Annotated in this window: 23 protein-coding genes, 1 tRNA gene and 1 pseudogene; 12 read left to right on the top strand and 13 right to left on the bottom strand. The window is 70.7% G+C overall.

What is annotated here, in order from left to right:
• Positions 1-25: 25 nt before the first annotated feature.
• The 3 genes from ACWD10_RS10355 to ACWD10_RS10345 are packed head-to-tail and all read right to left on the bottom strand — an operon-like array spanning position 26 to position 2769.
• On the bottom strand, positions 26-1351 hold the full coding sequence (locus ACWD10_RS10355) for an ATP-binding protein (protein ID WP_451089067.1): 1326 nt from the start codon (positions 1349-1351) through the stop codon (positions 26-28).
• Positions 1348-2076 (bottom strand): hypothetical protein, encoded by a 729-nt coding sequence (locus ACWD10_RS10350; protein WP_451089065.1) that lies wholly within the window; start codon positions 2074-2076, stop codon positions 1348-1350. Before ACWD10_RS10350 ends, ACWD10_RS10355 begins: the two co-directional genes overlap by 4 nt.
• 48 nt (positions 2077-2124) lie before the next feature.
• Entirely contained in the window at positions 2125-2769 is a 645-nt protein-coding gene (locus ACWD10_RS10345; protein ID WP_451089063.1) for a sortase domain-containing protein, read from the bottom strand.
• Between the two features lie 263 nt (positions 2770-3032).
• Here ACWD10_RS10345 and ACWD10_RS10340 point away from each other — a divergent pair, with 263 nt between their 5' ends.
• Positions 3033-3836: a nuclease-related domain-containing protein gene (locus ACWD10_RS10340; RefSeq protein WP_451089061.1), complete on the top strand. Its 804-nt coding sequence runs from the start codon at positions 3033-3035 to the stop codon at positions 3834-3836.
• Positions 3837-3850: 14 nt separating this feature from the next.
• On the opposite strand, the gene ACWD10_RS10335 is transcribed toward ACWD10_RS10340, so the two are convergent.
• The 3 genes from ACWD10_RS10335 to ligD form a co-directional block, all read right to left on the bottom strand.
• Complete coding sequence (locus tag ACWD10_RS10335) at positions 3851-4279, bottom strand: DUF4440 domain-containing protein (protein WP_451089059.1); 429 nt, start codon at positions 4277-4279, stop codon at positions 3851-3853.
• Positions 4280-4394: 115 nt separating this feature from the next.
• Positions 4395-5369, bottom strand: coding sequence for an ATP-dependent DNA ligase (locus ACWD10_RS10330; RefSeq protein ID WP_451089057.1), 975 nt, complete (start codon positions 5367-5369; stop codon positions 4395-4397).
• Positions 5366-6286, bottom strand: coding sequence for a non-homologous end-joining DNA ligase (gene ligD / locus ACWD10_RS10325; RefSeq protein ID WP_451089055.1), 921 nt, complete (start codon positions 6284-6286; stop codon positions 5366-5368). Before ligD ends, ACWD10_RS10330 begins: the two co-directional genes overlap by 4 nt.
• Positions 6287-6345: 59 nt before the next feature.
• Here ligD and ku point away from each other — a divergent pair, with 59 nt between their 5' ends.
• On the top strand, positions 6346-7416 hold the full coding sequence (ku, locus tag ACWD10_RS10320) for a non-homologous end joining protein Ku (RefSeq protein ID WP_451089053.1): 1071 nt from the start codon (positions 6346-6348) through the stop codon (positions 7414-7416).
• 3 nt (positions 7417-7419) lie between these two features.
• Here the strand turns inward: ku and ACWD10_RS10315 are convergent, their stop codons facing one another.
• Positions 7420-8223 (bottom strand): putative protein N(5)-glutamine methyltransferase, encoded by an 804-nt coding sequence (locus ACWD10_RS10315; protein WP_451089051.1) that lies wholly within the window; start codon positions 8221-8223, stop codon positions 7420-7422.
• Between the two features lie 138 nt (positions 8224-8361).
• On the bottom strand, positions 8362-9147 hold the full coding sequence (locus ACWD10_RS10310) for a VOC family protein (protein ID WP_451089049.1): 786 nt from the start codon (positions 9145-9147) through the stop codon (positions 8362-8364).
• A gap of 231 nt (positions 9148-9378) precedes the next feature.
• Between ACWD10_RS10310 and ACWD10_RS10305 the strand changes: the two genes are divergently transcribed.
• Positions 9379-10053, top strand: coding sequence for a protein-L-isoaspartate(D-aspartate) O-methyltransferase (locus ACWD10_RS10305; protein WP_451089047.1), 675 nt, complete (start codon positions 9379-9381; stop codon positions 10051-10053).
• 86 nt (positions 10054-10139) lie between these two features.
• Here the strand turns inward: ACWD10_RS10305 and ACWD10_RS10300 are convergent, their stop codons facing one another.
• Positions 10140-11006 carry a tyrosinase family protein gene (locus ACWD10_RS10300; protein ID WP_451089045.1) on the bottom strand — a complete coding sequence of 289 codons (867 nt, stop codon included), beginning with the start codon at positions 11004-11006 and terminating at the stop codon, positions 10140-10142.
• Entirely contained in the window at positions 10990-11493 is a 504-nt protein-coding gene (locus ACWD10_RS10295) for a tyrosinase cofactor (RefSeq protein WP_451089043.1), read from the bottom strand. The genes ACWD10_RS10300 and ACWD10_RS10295 overlap by 17 nt, the downstream gene beginning before the upstream one ends.
• Before the next feature lie 413 nt (positions 11494-11906).
• On the opposite strand from ACWD10_RS10295, the gene ACWD10_RS10290 reads away from it, so the two are divergent.
• The 4 genes and pseudogenes from ACWD10_RS10290 (at position 11907) to ACWD10_RS10275 (ending at position 14224) form a co-directional block, all read left to right on the top strand.
• On the top strand, positions 11907-12299 hold the full coding sequence (locus ACWD10_RS10290; RefSeq protein WP_451089041.1) for a hypothetical protein: 393 nt from the start codon (positions 11907-11909) through the stop codon (positions 12297-12299).
• A gap of 916 nt (positions 12300-13215) precedes the next feature.
• Positions 13216-13458 (top strand): annotated as a pseudogene (locus ACWD10_RS10285) (hypothetical protein); the annotation flags it as partial.
• Between the two features lie 63 nt (positions 13459-13521).
• Positions 13522-13842: a hypothetical protein gene (locus ACWD10_RS10280; protein ID WP_451089039.1), complete on the top strand. Its 321-nt coding sequence runs from the start codon at positions 13522-13524 to the stop codon at positions 13840-13842.
• Between the two features lie 61 nt (positions 13843-13903).
• Positions 13904-14224: a hypothetical protein gene (locus tag ACWD10_RS10275; RefSeq protein WP_451089037.1), complete on the top strand. Its 321-nt coding sequence runs from the start codon at positions 13904-13906 to the stop codon at positions 14222-14224.
• 171 nt (positions 14225-14395) lie between these two features.
• On the opposite strand, the gene ACWD10_RS10270 is transcribed toward ACWD10_RS10275, so the two are convergent.
• From ACWD10_RS10270 to ACWD10_RS10260, 3 genes are all read right to left on the bottom strand, one after another.
• Positions 14396-14701: a hypothetical protein gene (locus ACWD10_RS10270; RefSeq protein ID WP_451089035.1), complete on the bottom strand. Its 306-nt coding sequence runs from the start codon at positions 14699-14701 to the stop codon at positions 14396-14398.
• Between the two features lie 150 nt (positions 14702-14851).
• Positions 14852-15493: an LmeA family phospholipid-binding protein gene (locus ACWD10_RS10265; protein ID WP_451089033.1), complete on the bottom strand. Its 642-nt coding sequence runs from the start codon at positions 15491-15493 to the stop codon at positions 14852-14854.
• 624 nt (positions 15494-16117) lie between these two features.
• Positions 16118-16189: transfer RNA gene (locus ACWD10_RS10260), tRNA-Arg, on the bottom strand.
• Positions 16190-16343: 154 nt separating this feature from the next.
• On the opposite strand from ACWD10_RS10260, the gene ACWD10_RS10255 reads away from it, so the two are divergent.
• The 5 genes from ACWD10_RS10255 (at position 16344) to thrC (ending at position 21970) form a co-directional block, all read left to right on the top strand.
• Positions 16344-16811 (top strand): response regulator, encoded by a 468-nt coding sequence (locus tag ACWD10_RS10255; protein WP_451089032.1) that lies wholly within the window; start codon positions 16344-16346, stop codon positions 16809-16811.
• Between the two features lie 157 nt (positions 16812-16968).
• A complete protein-coding gene (gene nrtL / locus ACWD10_RS10250; RefSeq protein ID WP_451089030.1) occupies positions 16969-18027 on the top strand; it encodes an ArgS-related anticodon-binding protein NrtL in 1059 nt (352 codons plus the stop codon).
• A 13-nt stretch (positions 18028-18040) separates the two neighbouring features.
• On the top strand, positions 18041-19432 hold the full coding sequence (lysA, locus tag ACWD10_RS10245) for a diaminopimelate decarboxylase (RefSeq protein ID WP_451089028.1): 1392 nt from the start codon (positions 18041-18043) through the stop codon (positions 19430-19432).
• 144 nt (positions 19433-19576) lie between these two features.
• Complete coding sequence (locus ACWD10_RS10240) at positions 19577-20878, top strand: homoserine dehydrogenase (protein WP_451089026.1); 1302 nt, start codon at positions 19577-19579, stop codon at positions 20876-20878.
• 6 nt (positions 20879-20884) lie between these two features.
• Positions 20885-21970: a threonine synthase gene (gene thrC, locus ACWD10_RS10235; RefSeq protein WP_451089024.1), complete on the top strand. Its 1086-nt coding sequence runs from the start codon at positions 20885-20887 to the stop codon at positions 21968-21970.
• The last annotated feature ends 187 nt before the right edge of the window (positions 21971-22157 follow it).

The raw sequence follows: 22157 nt of genomic DNA, 5'->3' as shown, positions 1-22157 counted from the left end.
CAAGTGCCGGTGGAATTTCCGGGAATCACGGAGCCGTTGGTTGTGGCGCTCCGCAGCCCGCCTCCGCGTCCTCGTACGGCAGTGTCAGTACGGCCAACGCCCCGCCCCCGGAAGCCCCGGAGGCGTTCCGGAACTCGATCCGCGCGCCGAGCGCCCGCGCCTGCCCGACCGCGATCGTGAGCCCGAGCCCGTGCCCCGTTGCCCCGCCCTCGGTGCGGAACCGCTGCGGCCCGTGCTCCACGAGATACGCCGGATACCCGTCGCCGTGATCCCGTACCGAGAGCACCGGACCGTCCACGGTCAGGACCACCGGGGCGCGCCCGTGTTTGTGCGCGTTCGCGATCAGATTGCCGAGCACCCGCTCGAGGCGCCGCCGGTCGGTCTCCACACAGGCATCGCGGACGACCCGGACCTCCGTCCCGGTGCCCGACGCCCGCACCGCCCGCTCGGCGAGTGGTCCCAGGGGATAGCAGTCGAGGTCGACCTGCTCGCTGCGCGCGTCCAGGCGGGAGATCTCGAGCAGGTCCTCGGTGAGCGAGCGCATCGCCCGCACCCGGTCGCGTACGAGTTCCGCGGGCCGCCCCGGAGGCAGCAGTTCCGCGGCCGCGTGCAGCCCGGTCAGCGGGGTGCGCAGCTCGTGCGCCACGTCGGCGGTGAACCGCTGCTCGCTCTCCAGCTTGCCCTGCAGCGAGGAGGCCATGGTGTCCAGGGCGCCGGCCACCGTGGCGACCTCGTCCTGGGCGCGCGCCGGGTCCTGCGTACGCGGGTCGTCGACGCGGGCGTCCAGGTCCCCGGCGCTGATCCTGCGGGCCACGGTCGCGGTCAGATGCAGCCGCCGCGTCACCCGGGTCACGGCGAACGCGCCGACCATCAGCGTGGCCCCGATGGCGAGCACCGCGGACCCGGCGATGGCCCGGTCGAGGCCGTCGATCGCCCGGGCGCTCTGCGTGTAGTCGATCTCGGCCGCGATCACCCGGCCGCCGTCCGCGGGCCCCGCCGCCCACATCGTCGGCCGCCCGTCCAGCTGGGCGACCATCGTGGACCGCTTGCCGCGCGCCGCGAGCTCGCGCAGCTCCCCGGGCAGCCCCGGCGGGTCGATCCCGGAGCCCGGCGGGAGACGGTCCCCGGCCTCGTAGCGGCGGGTGACGTCGACGAGCTTGTTCAGCGCCTTCTCGCGGGCGTTGCCGACGGTCTGCCCGGTCACGGCGACATGCACGAAGGTGCCGAGCAGCGCGGCGAGCGCACAGCACATGACGGTGATGAAGACCGCGGCCTTCCAGGTCAGCGTCGCGGTCCAGGCGGGCAGGCGCGGCAGCCACCGGCGGCCGTGCGCAGCGGGCGCACCGCTCATGGCGTGGCCGCCGAGGGGCTCGGGGCGTCGTCGCCGGGCTGGGTCCGGACGACCTCCATCCGGGCCGGGCGCATGGTGCGCTGCCGGTCGTCCCAGGACCACACGTTGCGGGACTCGTACCCGGGCCTGGTCGCGGGCGAGTGCGTGATGATGTCCCGCCCGGCCAGCTCCACGCTGGTCACCGGCTCCGAGGTGGCCATGATCCGCACCAGCTTGGCGCCGTCCGCGCTGTAGACACGGATGCCGAGGTTGCTGTCCGAGAAGTCGATGCCGACGATCAGCTCGTCCTTGCCGTTGCCGGTCAGATCCCGGTAGTACGCCTGGAGCACCGGGCAGCCCTTGACCAGCTCTCCGGGCTCCTTGTCCGGGCACGCGGCGATGGCGTCGGCGGTGTCCCGGGGGAGTCCGTCGGCCCCGGTGTATGTGCGGGGGTGGGCGGCGACCTCCGCCTTGACCACCTTCAGCGGGTCGACGGAGTGCAGCCCGCCGTCCGGCACCTTGATCCCCTTGACCACCTCGACGGTGACGGGCGTGCTGCCGTACTGCGGCGTGGCCGCGGGATGTTCGGGCCAGAGCCGGACGGGTCCGATGGCGCTGGGCGTCGGCCCGGCGCTCTTCGGCCCGCCCGCGTTGCCGCAGCCCGTCACGGTCAGAGCTCCGGCGCCGAGCAGCGCGGCGGCAAGGAGCAGCCGCGCCGCACGGCCCGGCCGACGGCGTCGGGTCACGGCACTCCTACGGGTCTACGCGCATGCGGATACGCGGATACGGGTCGTTCAGTTCACGAGGTCGGCGAAGTAGATGATGTTGTTCGTCCGGTGGCCGTCCTTGATCGGCCCGCCACAGGTCAGCAGCCGAAGCTCCGGACGGTCGGTCTCCCCGTACACCTTATGGGTCGGGAAATCCTTCTTATTGACGTCCTGGATCTCGCGGATCCGGAACTTCGCCGTGGCGCCGTCCTCGCGCGGCACCTCGATCGCGTCGCCGAGCTTGATCTTCTTGAGGTCCTTCATCAGGGCCGGGCCGTTCGCGGTGTCGTAGTGCGCGACGAGTACGGAGGCGCCGTCCTCGCCCGGCGTGACGCTGCCGGTCCACCAGCCGGGCTTGTCCGCCTCGGTGTCCGGGTCCGGCACGCCGAGCTCGCCCGAGCCGTCCGTGGTCAGGCCGACCATCGAGTCGGCGTCGACGCCCGCGGACGGGATACGCAGCCCGGTGGGCCGGGACTTCTCCAGCGCCTTGGCGGCCTGCTTGGCCTGGGTGGTGGCGGTGCTCGCCACGTTGACGTCCGGGGCGGGCCCGCCGCCGCTGCCGCAGGCCACGAGCCCGCCGCCGAGGGCGACGGCCAGCGCGGACACGGTCGCGATACGGGCAGGGCGAGCCATGGGCGAGGCGGGCGGGGTGGACGGGGCGGGCGTGCTCACGGCGACTCCAGGGGTGGGGGGGGGAGAACGCACCGAACCTATGTGTCCGCGATTGCGGCAATTACTCGGCTATGTAACAGCGACGCATAGCTGTCCAGGCAGTGCCGTTACGGGCTCAAGGCTCACCGCGTGCCCGGTTCGGGCAGGTCGGGGGGCCGGTGCGGCGCCCCGGCCAACTCCCGCCACCGAGCCGCGTATTGCTGTATTCGCTGTATTTGCTGGACCTGCCCGCACCTGTTCCCATGGTCATGGGGTGATGCGGCATGGCCGGACTGCGCGTAGTACCGACGTTTCGGCACGGACAGGAGCGGTACTACGTCCTTGCCCCTGACGGCAGGAGCCTCGGCTGGTACGACCGCGACGCGGGCCGCGTGAACCTGCTCCACGACGAGCGCGAGGACGACGTCCTCGCCGCCCTCGCCCCGTATCTGACGGCCCCGGTCACGGTGGGCCCGCCCCCGGTCCCCACGCCCGCCGAACTGGCCGGACTCACCCTGCACCCGGACGACGACCTCGCCCCGAACCGCCCCGGCGAGGCCCTCCTCGTCGCCCTCGACCGCGACCCGGCACCCCCGCGCCGCCTCCGCGCCGACCCGCGCCGCCGCGCCCTCGCCGCCGAGCGGACCGTGGGGGCGGCCCTCGACGCCCTGGAGTCCGCGGGGTGGCGGACCCTGCACTCCATTCCGCTTCCGGGCGGCGCCCGGATCCACCACCTGCTGATCGGCCCGGGCGGCCTGTTCTGCGTACGGTCCCTCGGCGCGCACAAGAAACGGGTCCGGGTCGCCGACCCCCTCGTCACGGTGGGCCGCGGCGACCCGGAACCCGTCCTGCGCAGCCTCGGCCTGGACGCGGACCGGGCGTCCCTCGCGCTCACCGCCCAGGTCCGCCCGGTCCTCGCCGTCACCGACGCCGCCGCCCTGGACGTGGCGGCGGCGCCGCGTGCGGCGCGGGTGCTCGGCGACGCCGGGCTGCGCGACCTGGCCGACCTCGGCGGCGCCCTCAAACCCGCCGACATCGAGGCGCTGTACGCCCGGGCGCGCGACCGGCACACCTGGCTGCGCGTCTGACGGTTGTCCGACGGCTACAGGTTGGCTCCCCAGCCGCCCTGCATCATCGTCTGGAACGCCCACTTCCCGTTCCGCTTGATGAGGATGTCGGCGTACCGGAGCTGGGTGCTCTGCCCCTCCATCGTCATGGTCGAGTCGGTGAAGACCACGGCCATGGCGGGGGAGAGGAAGACGGGCGTCCGTACGGATTCGAAGCTGATGTCCTCGCTTCCGTCGCCCATGACCTGCGTCATGGTCTCGATGAACTGTTCGCGACTCCACTGCGCCGAGGCTCCGTTGCCCGCCGCGTCATCGCTCACCAGGTTCAGCGGGAACACCGCCATGTCGGCCATGCGCTCGATGTTGCGCTTGCCGCTCGCGGCGTCGTACTCCGCGAACCAGGCGTCGATGCTCGCGCGGTCCTCCGCGGTGGGGGCGTATCCGGTGTCGGGCAGAACGGTCATGCAGGTCCCTTCGCTGGGTTCATGTCGATCGGTTCATGTCGATCGGTTCATGGATTCATCAAGCTTGACTACTTGCAGAGAAGGTATGCCTCGCGGCGAGATTAATCAAACTTGATTAGATGTGATCGTGGTCACGTTGATCGTCGCGGTCAAGGCTGGGGTCGCGGAAGCGCAGTACGGCGGTCGTGGCGTGCCGCGTCGCCTCCTGCCGTACCTCGACCGTGATCCCCGGCGGCACGGTCGCGTACGCCAGATCGCCGAGCCCCACCGCGTTGATCAGGTCCTCGCCGTCCGGCGCGGGCAGCCGGGCCGCCGCCTCGGCGCGCACCGCGGGGGTCAGCGGGCTGGAGAGCAGGGGCGTGTCGTCGCCGGGCAGGACCAGGACGAGAGCGCGCGGCCGGGCCGGGGTGCCGGTGAAGCCGACCACGACCGCGTCCCGGGTGTCGCTGTGCCGCAGCTTCAGCCAGGAGCGCCGCCCGCTCGGATAGGGCTGGTCGAGCCGCTTGGCCACCAGGCCCTCGACGCCACTCGCGCGCAGCGACTCGTACCAGGTCAGCGCGGTGTCCCGGTCGGTCGTCACCGGCACCGCCTGGAGCGGCGGCCCGAGCGGGCGAAGCAGCTCGACCAGGAGCTCGCGGCGCCGCTCGTACGGCCGCGCCCGTAGATCCGTACCGCCGAGTGCCAGCAGGTCGAAGGCGGCGTACGAGGCGGGCAGGGTGCGGGCGAGGCCGACCGCCCGGGAGGGTGTCGCGGCGGCCCGGCGCTGCACGGCGGCGAAATCGATCCGCCCGCCCGTCCAGACCACCACCTCGCCGTCGAGCACCGCCCCGTCCGGCAGCCGCCGCGCAGCCTCGGCCAGATCGGGAAAGGCGCTGGTCACGACCCGCCCGGAGCGTGCCTGGAGCACGACGCGACGAGCCCCGCCACCGCCGTCACCGTTGCCGACCTCCCCGACCTCCCCGACGGCGATGACGAGCCGATGCCCGTCGAACTTCGGCTCGTACGCCCAGCCGCCCCCCTTCGGCAGCTCGCTCACGGACTCCGCGAGCGCCACCCGTACCGGGAGCAGCGGGGCGGCCGGGGCCCTCACCGGTGCCTCCGGGGCAGGGGCCGGGCCCGGTCGAGGTTGATCAGGGGCCCGAGGAGATCGCCGTACGCCTTGAGCCGCGGCGCGATGTCCGGCGCGCGGAAGACCAGCTGCTCCGGGTCGCCGCTCTCCTCGCCCGCCGCGATCTCCTCCCAGGTCACGGGGGTGGAGACGGTCGGCTCGGTGCGGGCCCGCAGGGTGTAGGGGGTGGCGGTGGTCTTGGCGGCGGCGTTCTGGCTGTAGTCGACGAAGACCTTGCCGGGGCGCAGGCTGCGGGTCATCCGGTGCAGGGCGAGCCCGGGCAGCTCCCGCTCGGCCTCGACGGCCAGCTCTTTCGCGTACTCCGTGACCTTCTCGGACGGTGTGGGCTCGATCGGTACGAGGAGGTGGAGCCCCTTGGCACCGGAGGTCTTGGCGAGCACGTGGAACCCGTCGGACCCGAGCCGCTCCCGCAGCCAGCGCGCGACCGTGCAGCACTCCACGACCGTGGCGGGCGACCCCGGGTCCAGGTCGAAGACCATCCGGTCGGCGCGGGCCGGGGCGTCGGCCTGCCACTGCGGGGTGTGGAACTCCGTCACCAGATTGGCCGCCCACATCAGCGAGGCCATGTCCTGGAGCACCACCTGCTCGGCACCGCTCCCGTCCGAGGCCTGCCGGGCGCTGCGCGGCACCTCGGCGGTGCGGACCCAGGAGGGGGTGCCGGGCGGCACGTTCTTGGTGAAGAACCGCTGGCCGTCGGGCCCGTCCGGGAAGCGCAGGAACGACACCGGACGGTTGTGGAGATGCGAGAGCAGTGACCCGGCGCAGGTCGCGTAGTAGTGCAGCACCTCGCCCTTGGTGAAGCCGCTCGACGGGTACAGGACCTTGTCGAGGTTGCTGAGCGAGAGGCGCCGCCCCTCCACCTCTGTGATGGGCGTCATACGATGAGAATCCCACGTAAGACGCGTAAGGCGCGCTTCTCCGACCTAAGGGGCGAAACGTGCGATCCATATGGAACGGCGCCATCTCCTTCGGCCTGGTCAGCATCCCTATCAAGCTCTTCAACGCCACCGAGAGCCACTCGGTCTCCTTCCGCCAGATCCACACCACGGACGGCGGCCGCATCCGCTACCGCAAGGTCTGCGAGCTGGAGGAGAAGGAGGTCGGATCGGGCGAGATCGGCAAGGGGTACGAGGAGGCGGACGGCTCGATCATCCCGATCACGGACGAGGACCTGGCCGCGCTCCCGATCCCGACCGCCAAGACGATCGAGATCGTCGCCTTCGTGCCGGAGGAACGGATCGACCCGCTCCAGATGGACGCGGCGTACTACCTGGCCGCCAGCGGCGCCGCCGCGGCGAAGCCGTACACCCTGCTCCGCGAGGCCCTCAAACGCAGCCGCAAGGTCGCCATCGCCAAGTTCGCCCTGCGCGGCCGCGAGCGCCTGGGCATGCTCCGGGTCGTGGACGAGGTGATCGCGATGCACGGGCTGCTCTGGCCGGACGAGATCCGCGCCCCGGAAGGCGTCGCCCCGGAAACCCAAGTCACTATCAGGGACGCCGAGTTGGACCTGGCGGACACCCTGATGGAAACCCTCGGCGAGGTCGACCTGTCGACCCTGCACGACGACTACCGGGAGGCGGTCGAGGAACTCATCGCCGCGAAGACCGAGGGCGGCGCCCCCGCCCCGGCCCCCGCGGCACCGGCCGCGGGCGGCAAGGTCATCGACCTGATGGCCGCCCTGGAGAGCTCGGTCAAGGCGGCCCAGGAGGCCCGCGGCGAGACCGCCGAGGAACCGGCGGCCCCCGCGAAGGTCACCCCGCTGCGCACCGGCACCGGCACCCGCACCCGCAAGTCGGCCCCGGCGGCACCGAAGGCGGTCGGCGGCAAGAAGTCGACGGCGGCGACGGCGAAGAAGACAACGGCCGCAGCGGCCAAGAAGACGACGGCGAAGAAGGCCACGGCCACGAAGAAGTCCACCACCGCGACCACGACCGCGAAGAAGACCGCGAAGAAGACCGCCACGAAGACCGCGACTACGACTGCGAAGAAGAAAAGCGCATCGGCCTGACTGTCAGGTACCGACGACCAGCTCCCCGATCACCACGGTGGCCCCGAGCTCCTCGCACCCCACCACCCGCGGTACGAGCCCACCGCGAGCCATGGCGGCAGCGGTCTCCGGAGCCTGCCGCTCACTGGTCTCGATCAGCAACCGCCCTCCGGGAGCGAGCCACTCGGCCGCTCCGGCTGCCACCCGCCGCTGCACATCGACCCCGTCCGCACCCCCGTCGAGCGCCACCCGCGGCTCATGCTCACGGGCCTCGGCGGGCAGGAACGGGATCTCTTCGGTCGGTACGTAGGGCGCGTTGGCGATGAGCACGTCGACCCGCCCCCGCACCTCCGCGGGCAGCGCACCGTACAAGTCCCCCTCGTACACCCGCCCGTCGAAGGCGGCGACATTCCGCCGAGCACACCGTACGGCGACGGGGTCGATGTCGGCGGCGTACAACTCCACCGACTCCGCAGACGTCCGGGAACCCGTCAAGCCCGAGGCCACCGCGGCCCCCAACGCCCCGGCCCCACAACACACATCGACGACAACAGACACGGCCCCCGAGGCCCCCTCAACGGCCTGCCGTACCAAGAACTCACTCCGCCGCCGCGGCACGAACACCCCCGGCTCGACGAAGATCTTGAGCCCACAGAGCTCCGCCCACCCGACGACCTGCTCCAACGGCTCCCCGGAAACCCGCCGCGCCACCATCCCGTCGACGTCACCGGAACTCCGCGCGGCCCCGAGTATCAACTCGGCCTCGTCCTCGGCAAACACACACCCCGCCGCACGAAGCCGCCCTACCACCGCATCAAAACCCAGCAAGAAACACTGCCCCCGAAAACCCCCGGAACGCCAGAACCACCACAGCTTAACCGCGCGCCCCGACCGCCCCGCGCGCCCCGACCGCCCCGCGCGCCCCGACCGCCCTCGACGCCCCGGAGGTATGGCCCATGGCCCCGCCTATGCCTGCCGGGGGTTCGGCTTGAGCACCGCGAACACCGCATCCGAGGGGTCCGCCAGCATCGCGATGCTGCCGACCTCCGGCACGTCCGTCGCGGGCATCAGCACCGAGCCGCCGTTCTCCTGCGCCTTCCGTACGGTGGCGTCGGCGTCCGCGACGGCGAAGTAGGGAACCCAGCGCGCCCCCGGGTCGCCCTCCCCGACCGGGGCCACCCCGCCGAAGGACGTGTCCTGCTGGTCCCCGTCCTTGAGGCTGAGCACCCGGTACGTCATCCCGGGCGCCTGCATCTCCTGCGAGCGCCAGCCGAAGAGGCCGCGGTAGAAGTCGACCCCGGCCACGGGGTCGGGTACGTGGAGCTCCGTCCACACCAGCGTGTCGTCCTCCGACGTCTTCTCAAGCCCGCCCGATGCCGCGACCGGCTGCAACACCGCGAACTGCGCCCCTTGCGGGTCGGTGAGCTGAGCCATCCACGCTTCGCCGCCGAGGTCCATGGGCGCCACCCGCACGCTGCCGCCGCCCTGCTCGACGGCCTTGGTCGTGGCCTGGGCATCGTCGGTCAGGAAATAAACCATCCAGGCGCTGCTCGCGCCCTCCTCGGTGAGCGCGCCAAGCCCGGCAACGGTACTGCCGTCCTTCTGGAACAACCCGTACCCCCCCGCCTCGGCCCCCGCGGAGACCAACTGCCAGCCGAAGACGCCACCGTAGAAGGCGGCCGCCGCGTCGGTGTCCGGACTGCCGAGATCGATCCAGCAGGGAGATCCGTGAGTGAAATCTGTACCGAGCATGAGCGCTGCCTCCAACGACTCCGCGGGATACGGGGCTCCGCAGCCCCGCACGAACCCCGCAACGATGCCCGCGTCAGCCCACCCTCCCGCTGGAGCCCTGCGCGACGGGCCGCCGGAATCACACTCCGGGATGACGCACCTCACCCAGAGGAAGCCGGTTCACGAGCACGAGCGCGGTGACCGACGATGGTGGGGAAGGGAGGGCGATGGTGGTGAAGGGAGGCGGTCAGGTTGTCCCGTCCCCGCCCTGATCCGGGCCCCGAGGATCTTGTGGAGGCCGCCCGCGCCTCCGGCGTGACGGACGAGCGCCTGCTGCGCGCCCTCCGCGAGACCCCGCGCTCGGCCTTCGTGCCGTCCTCCGGCCGTGCGTCGGCGTACGTGGACGTGCCGATTCCGATCGGGCATGGCCAGGTGACGACACAGCCGTCCCTCGTGGCGATGATGGTCGCCGCACTCGGCCTCACAGGCGACGAGCGCGTGCTGGAGATCGGCAGCGGTCACGGCTTCCAGACCGCGCTCCTGGCCCGCCTCGCGACGCACGTCACCGGTGTCGAGCGGTGGGCGGACCTGGCCGACCAGGCCCGGGCCAACCTCGCCTGCCAGGGCATCAAGAACGCCGAGATCGTCGTCGGCGACGGCACCCTGGGCGTGCCGGACCGGGCTCCGTTCGACGCGATCGTGGTCTCCGCCGCCTTCCCGGAGGTGCCACCGCCGCTGGCCGCACAACTGCGGCCGGGCGGCCGTCTGGTGCAGCCGATCGGGCCGGGCGGCTGGGAGCAGGTCGAGCTGTACGAGGGGACGCACGCGGGACTCGCGCACCGCCGGACGCTCACACTCGCTCACTTCGTCCGCCTCTACGGCGAGTACGGTCATCCCCCGACGGACCCGTCCGAGGACACCTGCTGACGGCTGCCGCGCGTCAGGGGTGGCCCGATGACCGAACCGCCCCCCCAACGCGCCGCAACGGAAGCCCGGCCGAGCAGGCCCCGGCCTCAGGCGTACCGGTAGATATTGGACACGTCCTCCAGCTCGTCCGGCGTCACGTCCCACGGTGGGAGCCGCTCGTGCCGGGCGACGATCCGCCGGGACTGGTCGCTGTCCGGTCCGGGCGGCTGCGCCGGCAGGTAGCGGTGGTTGCGATGGCGCTTCTGCCAGCGGGACCACTGCAGGTCCACGAAGGCGTGGTGCAGCCAGAAGACGGGGTCGTTGACGGATCCGCCGCCGACCATGGCGCCCCCGACCCAGCGGTGCACCCGGTTGTGGCAGTGCCAGGAGTCCCGGCCGCTGCCCCGCCCCCACCCCTCCAGCTTGTTGCGGAAGCCTCGCCTGACCGTCGAGTTCCAGGGTGCGACGTCGTAGACGGGGTCGGCCAGCGCCTGATTCAGATCGGCCTTGGTGGGCAGGTCGATCGGACCGCGGGAGCGGCCCAGGTCCCGGGTGAGGTACTTGGCCTCGGTGACGCCCGCCTTGATGGTCCAGTTGCCCGTCCCGTAGGCGAACGGCCCGGTCATCACCCGCCGGTCGCCGGGCCGCCCATTGCCACCGAGCAGATCGTCGGTCCATGGCAGCGAGGTCGCCTTGCGGTCCCGGGTCCAGTCCCAGTACGGCACCGTCACCGAGGAGTCGACGCGGCGCAGCGCGTTCTCCAGGTCCAGCATGAACTGGCGGTGCCAGGGCAGGAAGGAGGGCGTCGTGTGGGCGACGCGCAGGCTCCGGTCGCCGTCCCCGGTGAAGTGCGCGATGTGCACGCGTACGAACTCGTCGTACTCGCCCCGCCGTTTGAGCTCAAGGAGCGCCTCGACGAACCGCCGACGCTCACTGCGCGTCAGCTTGCTCACGTTCTTACGCACGTACACCATGCTCTGCCTCCCTGTGCGGATACCCGCCGCCGAGCGGCCCGGGAGCCAGATTGCGCAGCCGCTCGCGAGGCCCGAGTTCGTCGACGGCCGCGCGGGTCGCCTCCAGCGGGGTCTCGTAGCAGCTGTAGTGGTCGACCATGCTCAGCCAGGTGCCGTCGGCCCGGCGCATCAGATGCAGCGGCCGGCCGTCCACGGTGACGTGCCAGGCGACATCGAGGTCGCTGAGGCCGCCGCGGGACACCGGAACGCCCTGGATACGGCGGCCCCGATAGGTCTCATCGAAGGGACCGTCGGCGCCGGGGCCCGGTGGCCGGTCGGCGGACGGCGAGGGGCGGGCGCCGGTGATGAGGGGGGCGACCGCCAGGGCGGAAGGGGCGAGCAGCATCCGCGCCGCCTCCCGCCGCGTCCATCCCCCGGGTTCGCTGCCCACCGGGGCGTCCGCGCCCTGGACCTCACCCACCGAAACCCCGCCTGCGCTGACGGCCATCGCTCACTCCTCGTACGGTTCGTTCTTCGTACAAGTAGCAGTTCAAGGGCGCCGAGCAGTGACCGCCGAAGCGTCAGGACGGCCGTGTCGCCCCGGGTGCAGCAATGGTCAGCTTGTCCGGAAATCCCACCAACGGGTCCGGGGGGACGTGAACGGGACACTGCCGGTGAGTGCGTCGAGGAAGCCCCTGAATTTCATATTTTCGGGCACGCATGTGGACCAGTCGAACCGGAAGAACCATAGGATGAATTGATTCGCGGATCAGACTTAAATTCCGCCGAATTTTCCCGCGCATTGCATTCTTCACCCCTGTGACTTTCACGCGTACGGAGTAGCGAGCCGCTTTTGCAGTGCCGATGGACTGCTATGTTCTCCAACCGTCGGATCAGAGGTACTTTCAAGCGAGGTGAATCATGAAGAAGGCAGTTTTCACCACTGCGGCGTTGGCGATCGGGGCGGGTCTTGTGGGCGGTTCCGCGGCGGCGTCGGCCGCAGCGGAGAGCTCGGGGAACTCCGCCGGCCCGCTCGGGCTCGTGTCCCCGACCAAGGTGACTCCGGCGGTCGTGCCGGCGACCGATGTCGTGACGGAGCTGGCCAGTAACGGACAGATCGCCAAGGGCAGCGCGTTCGACAAGAAGAAGCCGGGGCAGCCGGTGTCCGGCATCTACCTGGACGGCATGGACCCGACCGCCGCCGAGAAGCCCACGATTCCGGTGAAGAACCCGGCTGGCAGCGGCACGGTCCAGGTCCGTCCGCTGAAGGCGCCGACCGCCGCCGGACTCGGCTCCCTGCTCCCCAACAAGTGACGACCCGGCAGCCTTACGAGTCGGCCGTACCGGCGAAAGCCGGGCCCGGAATTCGAAGACTCTGATCCGGTTCTCGGCGGCCGGAAGACCGTCGGCGGGGGGCCGGAGGCTGGATCCGGACCCGCAGTTCCAGCTCCGCACGCGGCGGGCCCCGAGCCCATCGGCACACGTGAACCCTCGTCCGGCCCACCGGCCCTTTCCTCGCCGGTGGGCCGGACGCATGTCATCGGAAATCTGTTCACGCCGGGCGGGCAAAACATTTTCGAGGGCTTCCCCACGAACGTACGTAAAGCCGGGTCCGCCGCCGAGTGCGCCACGTTGCGCCATCCGATGGAATCTGCCCGCGTGTGAATCTTCCCGCCGTGACTTATGCATGCATATACGGGTTTCCTTTTCGTAAGCGCGCAAAAGTGAATTCAGGAAGGGAACCGAGTTGCCTAAGAAGTTCGCGATCATCACGGCCCTCGCCCTCACCACTGTCCTCAGCACCGCCGGCATCGCCTCCGCGGACGACACCTACGGCAAGGACGGCACCGGCAACGGTGGCGTCACCAAGCCCGTCAACGGCGACGACGGCAAGGGCAACGGCAAGGGCAACGACAACGGCAAGGGCAACGGCAAGGGCGACAACGGAAACGGCAAGGGCAACGGCAAGGGCAACGGAAACGGCAAGGGCAACGGCAAGGGCAACGGAAACGGCAAGGGCAACGGAAACGGCAAGGGCAACGGGAACGGCAACGGTAACGGCGACAACGGCAACGGTAACGGCGGCAACGGAAACGGCAACGGGAACGGCAACGGGAACGGCAACGGGAACGGCAACGGGAACGGCAACGGGAACGGCAACGGGAACGGCGGCAACGGAAACGGCGACAACGGAAACGGCGACAACGGAAACGGCAACGGCAAGAACGGTGGCGACACCACGACCGTCACCGGCGGTGGCGGCTTCTCGTCCGGCCCGGTCGTCGTAAACGCGCCGCAGCAAGGCGTTCTCGTCGTCAACGGCACCGTCGTCGACGGCCGCTGCATCGCCCCGTGGTCCAACGGAAGTGTCCTCGGTGGCGTCGCCGCGCCGAACTCGCACTACGCCGCCTGCAACACGGGCACGGTCAACCAGCAGCAGCAAGCCCCGTACGAGGGCGGCCTGCTGCTCTGACTCCTGCTTCGAGCAATTCGCAGCAGGTGAATCCCCCCAACGCAGCCCGGAAAGGCTCAACTCATGCGTAAGAAGGTTACGGCTATTTCCGCCGTCGCGGCAGGTATCGCTCTCGCGACCGGAGGTACCGCCGCGGCCGACAACAACACCACCACCGTCCGGGGTGGTAGCGGCTTCTCGACGGCCCCGGTCGTCGTGAACGCCCCGCAGCAGGGCGTTGTCATCGTCAACGGCACCGTGGCCGACCTCCGCTGTGTGGCTCCGTGGTCCAACGGAACTGTCCTCGGTGGCGTCGTCGCGCCGAACTCGCACTACGCCGCCTGCAACACGGGCACGGTCAACCAGCAGCAGCAAGCCCCGTACGAGGGCGGCATGTTGTTCTGACTCCTGCTTCGTGCGATGCGGAGCAGGTAAACCCCCATCACAGTCGGGAAAGGCTCAACTCATGCGCAATAAGGTTATGGCTGTTTCCGCCATTGCCGCAGGCATTGTCCTCGCGACCGGTGGCACCGCCGCGGCCGACAACAACACCACCACCGTCCGGGGTGGTAGCGGCTTCTCGTCGGCCCCGGTCGTCGTGAACGAGCCGCAGCAGGGTCTTGCCGTCGTCAACGGTGCTGTCGTCGACGGCCGCTGCATCGCCCCGTGGTCCAACGGAGCTGTCCTCGGTGGCGTCTTCGCGCCGAACTCGCACTACGCCGCCTGCAACACGGGCACGGTCAACCAGCAGCAGCAAGCCCCGTACGAGAGCGGCATGCTGTTCTGAGCAGTGCCTCACCCGATGGCGGTCCCCGGAATCCCGGTGGGCCGCCATCGGCGTTTCGCGAACCCGTCCCGGCAATGACGAGCCATATATGCCGACCAGCCATATATGCCGAAGGGCCGGCTCCGAAGAATACGGAGCCGGCCCCGAGCATCGAGCCGGTGGGCGGTGAACTCAATTGTCGAGCGGAAGTCCGCCGAGCAGCTGTCCGTCGAGGGGGTTCGGCAGGGTGCCACCGAAGATGGGGGTCTTCACCACGCCCGACTCGTTCGCGACGGTCTTCACCTTGTCCGCCGTGCGCTTCACGTTGTTGCCCACGTAGCCGGTCGGCAGCTTGGCGGCGTTGGGGAGGCTACGGGCGACCGTCGTACCGTTGTCGACGAGGCCGTGCCCCGACAGGTCCACCGCGGAGGCGGGAACAGCAGCGCCGGCAATGGCAAGGGAGCCGGCGGCAACGGCAGCGGTCTTCAGGTTCTTCATCGTGTTCCTTCCAGGAAATCCGGTCCTCGTTCTCCCGTACCAACGAGAGGGGGACCTTCCAGGAAACTCTGCGGCCGTCAAGTTCCAGGAACTCATACGAAGGAACTGCCTGAGCGATTCGGCATCACTCACGGCGAGATGGGCGGGCGCTTATCCGAGGCTGACCAGCCGTCCGGCGAAGTGGAGCCGAACTCCGTCGTCATCTGGAGTGGCGCCGGTGATGTCCGCCCGCAGGGGCCCGGTGGCCACGGCGACGGTCTGGGGCGGGGCACCCTCGACCTCTGGGGTGAACGCGATGTCCGCGCCCTGGCCCGAGAGCCGGGCGATGAGGTCCTTGCCGCCCTGGGTGATCCGTACGCGGGTGGCACCGCCTGTGACCGGGGCGATCTCCACCGGGCCGCCCGAGGGGTTCTGCTGTTCGAGGGCGGAGGCGAGTGCGCTGTAGGGGACGGTTGCCTGCCCCTCGACCAGCTGGGCGACGGCGGACGACATGCCCTCCACCTTCACTCCGCGCGCGGTGAGCGTGGCTCTGGGCAGGGTGACGGTAGCGGAACCGGCCGGGGCGGCCGCGTCCTTCACGGTGATGGTGATCTCGTCGAACTCTCTGGTCACGGCCTGGGTGAGGAAGGGAAAGCCCTTGATGTCCACCTCGGCGCTGCCCTGTTGCCCCGGCAGTCTTTCACCGACCTTGTCGGCGGCTATGTTCTCTGCTATCTGCTCGGCCGCGAGATCGCCGCCGACGGCCAGGACGGCGAGCGTGCCGAGGAGGATGAGGGGCGTACGCATGCGCATGATGGGGTGATCCTTCCGAAGGGTGGTCTATACCGCCCTATCCCACCACTCGTGCTCCGGCGGCGTCGCTACAGTGCCGGTTATGACGGAGCAACAGGGCGATATACCCGACGAGTTCGACGTCTCGTCGTCGGTTGAGCCGCCCCGCCCCCCTTCTTCGGAACGACCAGCCATGCCCGCCGTCACCTCACCCGGCCCCATCGGACAGGCCCTAGCGCCCGGGGACCCAGGCCGGGCAGCGTGAGGCGCGGGGCGGGCGGCCCGGGGCGCGGGACTCCTGTACCGCACCCCGGGGCGCCCGCTGTTCTCGGCGGCGCCCTGAGGGTTTCTGCCCGCGGCCGCCGCGTGGGCACGGGCCACCGGGCTCGTCGCGATCCTTCGCGGCCACATCGACACGTTCGGCCCTGCGGAGGACGGGCGTCTGTTCACCAACGAGCGCGGGGGGGTGGTCGGCTCGTCCACCTACTACCGCGTGTGGAGGGCAGATGCCTCGGGATCCTGTCCACGAATAGTCCACGGACCCCGGCATACGGCCGCTCAGAGCGACATACGCCTGCACACACGCGAAGACCCCGCACTCAGCGAACGCGCTGATCACGGGGTCTTTAGGCACCTCACAGGGGGTGCCCCCGGCAGGATTCGAACCTGCGCACACGGCTCCGGAGGCCGTTGCTCTATCCCCTGAGCTACGGGGGCGTGTCGTTGCGCTGTGTGTGCGGCGACGGGTAGAACCCTACCAGCTCCGTAGGGGTGTCCTGGCACAGGTTTTCCCGGTCCGGATCTCCGCCCGCACGGGGCGGAAGTAGGGAAAACCGGGACGCGGCGGCGGTTGCGGACCTACTCTCGAGTTGTGCCAGGGGCGTCCGGCCGGATCCTTGTCGTGGACGACAACAAGGTCATCCGGCAGCTGATCAGGGTCAACCTCGAGCTGGAGGGCTTCGAGGTCGTGACCGCGTCCGACGGTGCCGAGTGTCTGGAAGTCGTGCACCAAGTGGAACCCGACGTCATCACGCTCGATGTGGTGATGCCCCGGCTCGACGGCCTCCGCACCGCCGCGCGGCTGCGCGCGGACGCCCGCACTCGGCGGCTCCCGCTCGTCGTCGTGAGCGCCTGCACGCAGTACGAGGTGGACAGCGGCCTGGAAGTCGGCGTCGACGCGTTTCTCGCGAAGCCGTTCGAGCCGACCGAACTCGTCGGAGTCGTACGGCGGTTGGTTCAGGAGCGACGGGGGTGCGAGGGCGGCTTCGGCACTGGGGCCCCCGGCGGGTGCACTTCCGCGCGGCCCGAGGCCTCCGAGCTGACCGAGCGGCGCGGCTGACCGGGGGAGCCACCCTGGTCTCCGTACACAGCCACCCCGGTCGTCCGTATAGAGCCACCCCGGCAGTCCGTAATAGAGCCACCCCGGTCGTCCGCATTTCGGGAAGACGCCGAAACCGGTTCGCGTGCCCACCCCCCTCCTCCCATACGCTTGTCCCGTGACCCCCGCTGATGTCTCCCGTACCGTGCGGCGCGCCGTGTGCCGTGCCGTTCAGGGGGATGCGCTGAGCGTCGCCGTACCGGAGCGGGTGGTCGTCGAGCGGCCCCGGCCGGGCGGGCGCGGGGACTACGCCACCAACGTCGCGCTCCAGCTCGCGGGCCGGGCCCGGCGTCCCGCCCGCGAGGTCGCCGAACTCCTCACCGCGTCGCTCGCCGCCGAGCCGGGCATCGCCGACGTCGAGATCACCGGACCCGGGTTCCTGAACATCACGCTGGCCGGGGGGCGGCAGGGGCAGCAGCAGGCTCTGGTACGCGAGGTCCTCGAGCGGGCCCAGGCGTACGGGCATGGCGATGGCCTGCGTGGACAGATCGTCGAGCTGCGGATCCCCGACGAGCCGCGCGCCACCGCCGTTGCCGAGGCCGTCGGCCGGATCGTCGGCACCCAGGGTGGCATCGTTCGTATCTCGTACGGTGAACCTGTCTCGTACGGCGAACCTCTCTCGTACGGATCCGTGAATCTGCGGCCTGTGCCCGCGCCGGAAGGGCTCGCGGAGCTCGGGCGCGATGCCGGGCAGTGGGCCCTGCTGCATCCGGCCGCCCATGATCACCCGCGTGCGGGTGGGGAGCATCTCGTTCAGGGCGAGAGCAATCCGCTCTTCCGGGTCCGTTACGCCCACGCCCGCACCCGGGCGCTGCGTCGGAACGCCGCCGACCTGGGGTTCGCGGCCGCCCCGGGGGACCTGGACCTTCCGGAGCGGGAGGAGTCATCGACGTATCCGCGGCATGAGCGGCAGGCCGTCGACGAGCTGCTCGCCGCCCTCGCCGACTACCCCCGTACCCTCGCGGCCGCCGCCCGCCGCCGCGCGCCCGACCGGCTCGCCCGGCATCTGATCGGCACCGCCGACGCCGTGCTGGTGCACCAGCACACCGTCCTGCCGCGCGGCGACGAGAAACCCACGGCCGCCCACCGCGCCCGGCTCGCGCTCGCCGAAGCCGCCGGGACGGTGCTCGCCGGCGGCCTGTCCCTGCTCGGCATCAGCGCCCCCGAACATCTGTGAGAGAGACCGCATCATGAGCCGTTCCGCCCACCCCGCCGGGCCCCGTCACGCCGATGTGCTTCCCGAGGGGCACTACACCGCTCCGCCCGCTGATTTGAACGAGCTGGACCCGAAGGTCTGGGCGCGCACCGTGGCCCGTAACGACGATGGTGTCGTCAGTGTCGGCGGGATCGATGTCGCCCGGCTCGCCGAGGAGTTCGGGACGCCCGCGTACTTCCTGGACGAGGCCGACTTCCGGGCCCGCTGCCAGGCCTGGCGCAGCGCCTTCGGTGCCGACGCCGATGTCTTCTACGCCGGTAAGGCGTTCCTCTCCCGGGCCGTCGTGCGGTGGCTCAAGGAGGAGGGGCTGAACCTCGATGTGTGCTCCGCCGGTGAGCTCACCACCGCGCTCGACGCCGGGATGCCCGCCGAGCGGATCGCGTACCACGGGAACAACAAGTCCGCCGAGGAGATCGAGCGGGCCGTTGCCGCTGGCGTTGGGCGGATCGTGCTCGACTCCTTTCAAGAGATCGTGCGGGTCGCGCACACCGCCGAGCGGCTCGGTAAGCGGCAGCGGGTGCAGATCCGCGTGACCGTCGGCGTCGAGGCGCACACCCACGAGTTCATCGCCACCGCCCACGAGGACCAGAAGTTCGGCCTGGCCCTCGCGGGCGGTCAGGCCGCCGAGGCCGTACGCCGCGCGCTCAAGCTCGACGGGCTCGAACTCATCGGCATCCACAGCCACATCGGGTCGCAGATCTTCGACACCTCGGGCTTCGAGATCTCCGCGCACCGGGTCGTGGGGCTGCTCGCCGAGATCCGCGACGAGCACGGCGTCGAGCTGCCCGAGATCGACCTCGGCGGCGGCCTCGGTATCGCGTACACCTCCGACGACGACCCGCGCGAGCCGCACGAGATCGCCAAGGCGCTCAGCGAGATCGTCACGCGCGAGTGCGCGGCCGCGGGGCTCCGCACCCCGCGGATCTCGGTCGAGCCGGGGCGCGCCATCGTCGGGCCGACCGCGTTCACCCTCTACCGGGTCGGCACGGTCAAGCCCCTTGAAGGCCTGCGGACTTACGTCTCCGTGGACGGCGGTATGTCGGACAACATCCGCACCGCGCTGTACGACGCCGAGTACAGCGTCGCCCTGGTGTCCCGGCGCTCCGACGCCAAGCCGATGCTCGTACGGGTCGTCGGCAAGCACTGCGAGAGCGGGGACATCGTGGTCAAGGACGCCTTCCTGCCCGCCGACGTGGCGCCCGGCGATCTGATCGCGGTGCCCGCCACGGGCGCGTACTGCCGTTCCATGGCGAGCAATTACAACCACGCGCTGCGGCCGCCGGTCGTCGCCGTCAAGGATGGTGCGGCGCGGGTGGTCGTCCGACGCGAAACGGAGGAAGATCTCCTGCGGCTCGACGTGGGCTGAGCAGGACCGGACGGATCGGGAGACTCCGGTCCGTGAAATTTACGTCTCAGGATCCGGACGGGGGATAGAAACCCCGTTCTGGTGGGCGAGACTGGTGCAACCGTAGATGAATCAGGCTGTGCTCGATTGAAAGGCGTAGGTCGAATGAAGCGTACGCGTCCGCTGAAGGTGGCGCTGCTGGGCTGCGGGGTTGTCGGCTCAGAGGTGGCGCGCATCATGACGACGCACGCCGACGACCTCGCCGCCCGCATCGGCGCCCCGGTGGAGCTCGCGGGCGTCGCCGTCCGCCGCCCCGACCGGGTGCGCGCGGGCATCTCCCCGGAGCTGATCACCACCGACGCGACCGCCCTGGTCAAACGGGGCGACCTCGATGTCGTCGTCGAGGTCATCGGCGGCATCGAGCCCGCCCGTACGCTGATCACCACCGCCTTCGAACACGGCGCCTCGGTCGTCTCCGCGAACAAGGCGCTGCTCGCCCAGGACGGCGCCGCGCTGCACGCCGCCGCCGAGGAGCACGACCGGGACCTCTACTACGAGGCCGCCGTCGCCGGTGCCATCCCGCTGATCCGCCCGCTGCGCGAGTCCCTCGCGGGCGACAAGATCAACCGCGTCATGGGCATCGTCAACGGCACCACCAACTTCATCCTCGACAAGATGGACTCCACCGGTGCCGGGTACCAGGAAGCGCTCGACGAGGCCACCGCCCTCGGGTACGCCGAGGCCGACCCGACCGCCGACGTCGAGGGTTTCGACGCCGCCGCCAAGGCCGCGATCCTGGCCGGTATCGCCTTCCACACGCGCGTGCGCCTGGATGACGTCTACCGCGAGGGCATGACCGAGGTCACCGCCGCAGACTTCGCGTCCGCGAAGGAAATGGGCTGCACCATCAAGCTGCTCGCGATCTGCGAGCGCGCCGCCCACGGCGAGTCCGTCACCGCCCGCGTGCACCCCGCGATGATCCCGCTCGGCCACCCGCTGGCCTCGGTCCGCGAGGCGTACAACGCGGTGTTCGTGGAGTCGGACGCCGCGGGTCAGCTGATGTTCTACGGCCCCGGGGCGGGCGGATCGCCGACCGCGTCGGCCGTGCTCGGCGACCTCGTCGCCGTGTGCCGCAACAAGCTCGCCGGAGCCACCGGGCCCGGCGAATCCGCGTACACCCGCCTCCCCGTCAGCCCGATGGGCGAGGTCGTCACGCGGTACCACATCAGCCTCGACGTGGCCGACAAGCCGGGCGTACTCGCCCAGGTCGCAACGGTCTTCGCCGAGCACGGGGTGTCCATCGACACCGTCCGACAGGAAGGCCGACCCGGCGAGAACGGCGAGGCCTCTCTCGTCGTCGTCACCCACCGCGCAGCCGACGCCGCCCTCACCGGTACCGTCGACGCGCTGCGCAAGCTCGACACCGTCCGGGGTGTCGCCAGCATCATGCGTGTTGAAGGAGAGTAAGGGACGATGAGCAATCCGCCCGCCCCGCGGACCGGCGCCCACCAGTGGCGCGGGATCATCGAGGAGTACCGCGAGCGTTTGCCCGTCAGCGAGGCGACGCCCGTGGTCACGCTCGGCGAGGGCGGTACCCCGCTCGTGCACGCCGAGGTCCTCTCGGAGCTCACCGGCTGTGAGGTCCACCTGAAGGTCGAGGGCGCCAACCCCACCGGGTCCTTCAAGGACCGCGGCATGACCATGGCGATCTCCAAGGCCAAGGAGAACGGCGCCAAGGCCGTCATCTGCGCCTCCACCGGCAATACGTCCGCCTCCGCGGCGGCGTACGCGGGCAAGGCCGGTATGGTCCCCGCGGTCCTGGTGCCGATCGGCAAGATCGCCCTGGGCAAGATGGGCCAGGCCCTGGTGCACGGCGCCAAGATCCTCCAGGTCGACGGCAACTTCGACGACTGCCTGGTGCTCGCCCGGCAACTGTCCGAGAACTACCCCGTGGCGCTGGTGAATTCGGTCAACCCGGCCCGCATCGAGGGCCAGAAGACCGCCGCGTTCGAGGTCGTCGACCGCCTCGGCGACGCCCCCGACATTCACGTCCTTCCCGTTGGCAACGCCGGGAACATCACGGCCTATTGGAAGGGCTACAAGGAGTACGCGGCGGACGGCAGCGCCTCCCGTACGCCGCGCATGTGGGGCTTTCAGGCGTCCGGGTCGGCCCCGATCGTGCGCGGCGAGGTCGTCAAGGACCCGTCGACCATCGCCACCGCGATCCGCATCGGCAACCCGGCCTCCTGGGCCTTCGCCGAGGCGGCCCGGGACGAATCCGGCGGCCTCATCGACGAGGTGACCGACCGTCAAATCCTGCGCGCCTACAAGCTGTTGGCCTCCCGCGAGGGCGTCTTCGTGGAGCCCGCGTCGGCCGCCTCGGTGGCCGGTCTGCTCAAGGCCGCCGAAGAGGGCATGCTCGACAAGGGCCAGCGGATCGTCTGCACGGTCACCGGCAACGGCCTGAAGGACCCGGACTGGGCCGTCGCCGGAGCCCCGCAGCCGGTCACCGTGCCGGTCGACGCCGCGGCCGCGGCGGAGCGCCTGGGTCTCGCTTAAGCGGAGCGCCCGGGCCTCGCCTCACGGGGCGGGTCCTGGGCCTCGCTCGAGCACAGTCGTACGGCCGCCTGAAAGGGCGGTGGTACGGCGCCCGAGGGGGCAGCGGTACAGCGTCGGGCGCACGGTCGCCACGAGGCCGCGCGGCAGCCCCCGTGAAACCGCCCATTCCTGTTCAGGGGGTGCACGG

The sequence above is a fragment of the Streptomyces sp. NPDC002851 genome (assembly GCF_053591935.1).
The sequence above is the reverse complement of the archived record's forward strand: the minus strand, read 5'-3'. Positions and strand labels throughout refer to the sequence as shown.

What these genes read in the sequence shown, in the direction of transcription:
- ACWD10_RS10355 (WP_451089067.1), bottom strand. Translation starts at nt 1,351, where the DNA reads ATGAGCGGTGCGCCCGCTGCGCACGGCCGCCGGTGGCTGCCGCGCCTG.
- ACWD10_RS10340 (WP_451089061.1), top strand. Translation starts at nt 3,033, where the DNA reads ATGGCCGGACTGCGCGTAGTACCGACGTTTCGGCACGGACAGGAGCGG.
- ACWD10_RS10335 (WP_451089059.1), bottom strand. Translation starts at nt 4,279, where the DNA reads ATGACCGTTCTGCCCGACACCGGATACGCCCCCACCGCGGAGGACCGC.
- ligD (WP_451089055.1), bottom strand. Translation starts at nt 6,286, where the DNA reads ATGACGCCCATCACAGAGGTGGAGGGGCGGCGCCTCTCGCTCAGCAAC.
- ACWD10_RS10310 (WP_451089049.1), bottom strand. Translation starts at nt 9,147, where the DNA reads ATGCTCGGTACAGATTTCACTCACGGATCTCCCTGCTGGATCGATCTC.
- ACWD10_RS10300 (WP_451089045.1), bottom strand. Translation starts at nt 11,006, where the DNA reads ATGGTGTACGTGCGTAAGAACGTGAGCAAGCTGACGCGCAGTGAGCGT.
- ACWD10_RS10295 (WP_451089043.1), bottom strand. Translation starts at nt 11,493, where the DNA reads ATGGCCGTCAGCGCAGGCGGGGTTTCGGTGGGTGAGGTCCAGGGCGCG.
- ACWD10_RS10290 (WP_451089041.1), top strand. Translation starts at nt 11,907, where the DNA reads ATGAAGAAGGCAGTTTTCACCACTGCGGCGTTGGCGATCGGGGCGGGT.
- ACWD10_RS10280 (WP_451089039.1), top strand. Translation starts at nt 13,522, where the DNA reads ATGCGTAAGAAGGTTACGGCTATTTCCGCCGTCGCGGCAGGTATCGCT.
- ACWD10_RS10275 (WP_451089037.1), top strand. Translation starts at nt 13,904, where the DNA reads ATGCGCAATAAGGTTATGGCTGTTTCCGCCATTGCCGCAGGCATTGTC.
- ACWD10_RS10270 (WP_451089035.1), bottom strand. Translation starts at nt 14,701, where the DNA reads ATGAAGAACCTGAAGACCGCTGCCGTTGCCGCCGGCTCCCTTGCCATT.
- ACWD10_RS10265 (WP_451089033.1), bottom strand. Translation starts at nt 15,493, where the DNA reads ATGCGCATGCGTACGCCCCTCATCCTCCTCGGCACGCTCGCCGTCCTG.
- lysA (WP_451089028.1), top strand. Translation starts at nt 18,041, where the DNA reads ATGAGCCGTTCCGCCCACCCCGCCGGGCCCCGTCACGCCGATGTGCTT.
- ACWD10_RS10240 (WP_451089026.1), top strand. Translation starts at nt 19,577, where the DNA reads ATGAAGCGTACGCGTCCGCTGAAGGTGGCGCTGCTGGGCTGCGGGGTT.
- thrC (WP_451089024.1), top strand. Translation starts at nt 20,885, where the DNA reads ATGAGCAATCCGCCCGCCCCGCGGACCGGCGCCCACCAGTGGCGCGGG.